The organism is Protofrankia sp. CiP1_Cm_nod3 (assembly GCF_982290655.1).
On the sequence record NZ_CEVIVD010000041.1, the window covers coordinates 9,516 to 12,738 of the forward strand.

General features: G+C 73.3%; 2 protein-coding genes. One reads left to right on the forward strand and one right to left on the reverse strand.

What is annotated here, in order from left to right; genetic code table 11:
- Window positions 1-36: 36 nt before the first annotated feature.
- A complete protein-coding gene (locus AC5LUJ_RS10500) occupies window positions 37-828 on the reverse strand; it encodes a nuclease-related domain-containing protein (RefSeq protein ID WP_250281538.1) in 792 nt (263 codons plus the stop codon).
- 772 nt (window positions 829-1,600) lie between these two features.
- On the opposite strand from AC5LUJ_RS10500, the gene egtA reads away from it, so the two are divergent.
- Window positions 1,601-3,163, forward strand: coding sequence for an ergothioneine biosynthesis glutamate--cysteine ligase EgtA (gene egtA, locus AC5LUJ_RS10505; protein ID WP_493464845.1), 1,563 nt, complete (start codon window positions 1,601-1,603; stop codon window positions 3,161-3,163).
- Window positions 3,164-3,223 lie beyond the last annotated feature (60 nt).

Genomic DNA, 3,223 nt, shown 5'->3' on the forward strand with positions numbered 1-3,223 from the left:
AGGAGCATCAGCCGGCCCGGTGTCCCGCAGGGCCCGTCAGCGGCCCAGTATCCCCCGCAGCCTGGACATCGCCGGCCAGGTCGGAGCCGGCCCGTCCACCGGATACGGCGGGAAGGCCCGCTCGGCGACGTCCACCAGAATGGCGACGTCCAGGGGCTTCAGTACGACACCGGCGGTGAGGATGTAGTCGGCGACCCCGGCCGCCGGCAGCAGCACCACACCGTCGAGCAGGGCGAGCCCGTGCGGCAGCTCGGCACGGGAGAACGCGACCACCGGCTGGGCCTGCAGCTGCCAGCCGTCCGGAAGATCGGCCACCAGGTGGCCGGTGACCTCCTCGCTCATCCACGCGACCAGGCCGAGCATGGCGCGCAACGGCACCTTGCCGGCCCACAGCCCGGCCCGGTTCTGGCGCAGCGGCCCGCGGTGGGCATCCGTCTCGACGACCCACGCCCCGGACGGGCCGATCACCAGATGGTCGACGTTGCCGGCGGAGTCCGCGAGCGCGCGGTCGTGCAGGACCGTGTAGCCGGCCCGGACGAGGCGGTCGAGGGCGCGGGCCGTGCGGCGCTCGGCCTCGGCGTCGTGCCGCCAGGACTCGATCTCCGACGGGGAACGCAGGAAGCGCGCCGCGGCGGCGACGAGGACGACCAGGACGGCCCCGAGGACCATCTGCAGCACGACCAGCACGGACAGGCCCGCCATGGCACCGAGCACGCCGACGGCGGCCGCGGCCAGCGCGGCGGCCACAGCCGCGGTGACGGCCGCTCGTGTCAGGCGGTCCTTACGTTCGGCCATGTACAGCTCCCTGCGGCGCAGGTACTCCGCCATGGCCGACCGTCCTGGCCACTGCCTTTCCGGCATCCCGGTCGTCACCGCCTTCCGGTCGCCCTGTTTCCCGCCGCTCCGTCGCGCCGGCCTGGCCCGCGTGACGCGGGAGCTGGCATGGTTCGGGACCCGCATGGCGCGGGATCCGTCACCTCCACCGTTGACGCACGGGCCGGCGCGGAACGTGCTCCGTCCTCGGTCCGTCCTCGGTCCGTCCTCGGTCCGGCCCCGTACGACCGCATGCGGCTGCGCCTGCCCCATGCGCGTCGCACATTGACCATCACCGAGTGTGCCGCGACACGGTCACCGAACGCCACAGCAAACCAACTATGCGACGGCCACCATTTCATAAAAATCGCAACAGTCGTCCAACATGACACATACTTACACCCTGACCCAACGGTGCCCAGGCCGGGCGCCACAGAGCCCGAAAGGGCGCCCGCTCCGGGCGCCACACAGCCTGAAAGGGTGCCCGGAGCCGACGTCGCCCAGCCTGGACGCCGCACACGCCTCCCATCAGACTCCGGACGATGACCGAACTTTCCGGTGTGAGGGGGGTCGGGTGATGGGCACAATCCGACAGCGGCCCTTCGATGTGCGCCACATCGTTCGCGCATCGGTAACTACCGGGCAACACCCTGCTGTGAAGGTCTGGTCAAAGGGCCGGAAAGTCCACGACGCGGCGGAACGGAGCCACCTGACCCGCACCGACCGCCATCGGCCCGTACCTCGACCCGCGGCCAGCGACCCTGGCCGGTCCGGACCTGGAGGGTTCATGAAACGGACACCGGCAGCCATGCCAGCACCCGGCCCCGATCCCTGTTGTACCGATCCCTGTTGTACCGGCCCTTGTTGTACCAACGGCAAGATCCGCACCGACGACAGGAACCAGCATGACGGCGGGCTCCGCGCCGACGACGAGATCCGTTCACCGGAGGACGTCCACCGTTACGCGCACCTGACCTGCCTGACCGATCAGCCTGCCGGCAGCGTCGGTATCGAGACCGAGTGGTTCGTCGTCGACATCGCCTCCCCGGCACTGCCGGTGCCCCCCGGCCGCACGCTGGCGGCGCTCACCGGCGACCCGTCACCGGAAGGGCTGTCACCGGAAGGACCGCGGCAGGGAGAGAAAGCGTCCCCCCGGACCTTCCCGGAGCCGGTGGACGATCTGTTCCTGCCCGGGGGGACCCGGATCACCTTCGAGCCCGGCGGCCAGCTCGAACTGTCCGCCCCGCCCCTGCCGCTGCCGGACGCGCTGGCGCGGACCGCCGCCGATCTCACCGCGGTGCGCGCCATGCTCGCCGACGCCGGGCTCGCCCTGGCCGCGATGGGCACCGATCCGCTGCGGCCACCGCGCCGCCTGTTGCACGCCCCCCGCTACGTGGCCATGCAGCGGTACTTCCGGCGGACGGACGGCGGCCGGGCCGGCGAGGCGATGATGTGCTCGACCGCGTCCGTCCAGGTCAACCTGGACGCGGGCAGCCCGGCGCAGTGGGGCCGGCGCTTCGAGCTGGCGCACGCCCTCGGGCCGGTGCTGGTGGCCATGTTCGCCGCCTCCCCGGTGCTGGGCGGGACGGCGACCGGGTGGCGTTCCACCCGGCAGTCGCTGTGGGCGGACATCGACCCGAGCCGGACCTCCCCGGTGGCCGCCCCCCACCGGCCGGATCCGGCGACGGCCTGGGCGGACTACCTGCTGGCGGCCAGGATCATGCTGGTGCGGCTGCCCGACGGTGACTTCCGGCTCGCCCAGGACGGGTCGACGTTCGCCGACTGGGTGGCCGGCGCCGGCCCGGTGGCGCGGCCACCGACAGTCGCGGACCTGCGCTATCACGCGACCACGGTGTTCCCGCCGGTACGTCCGCGCGGCTGGCTGGAACTGCGCTACCTCGACGCGGCACCGGCCGGCAACTGGCCGGTGGCGGTCGCGGTGACCACCGCCCTGCTCGACGACCCCCGCGCCGCGGACACGGCGGCCGACGCGTGCGAGCCCGTGGCCGGCCGCTGGCTGACCGCGGCCACGCTGGGGCTGCGTGACGACATGCTGCACCGGGCGGCGCGGCGGTGCGCGGGCGCGGCCCGGGACGCGCTGGGACGCCTGGGTGTCGACGGCGCCCTGCTCGCCGCCGTCGACACCTATCTCGAGACCTACGCCGAGCCGGGCCGCTGCCCCGCCGACGATCTCCTCGACCGGCTGCCGGCCGGCGGCCCGCTGGGCCTGCTCCAGGCCGAGATCGACGCCGGGGCCAACGCCGGGACCGGCACCGGCGCCGTCCTCGGGGGCAGCGCTGGCGCCGGCCACGAGCGTGCGAGCATCCGGCCACAGGCGGCAGCTCGATGACCATCCAGTTGGTCACCGAGCTGGCCACCCCATCGACCATCCGGCCGACCGCTCAGCCGA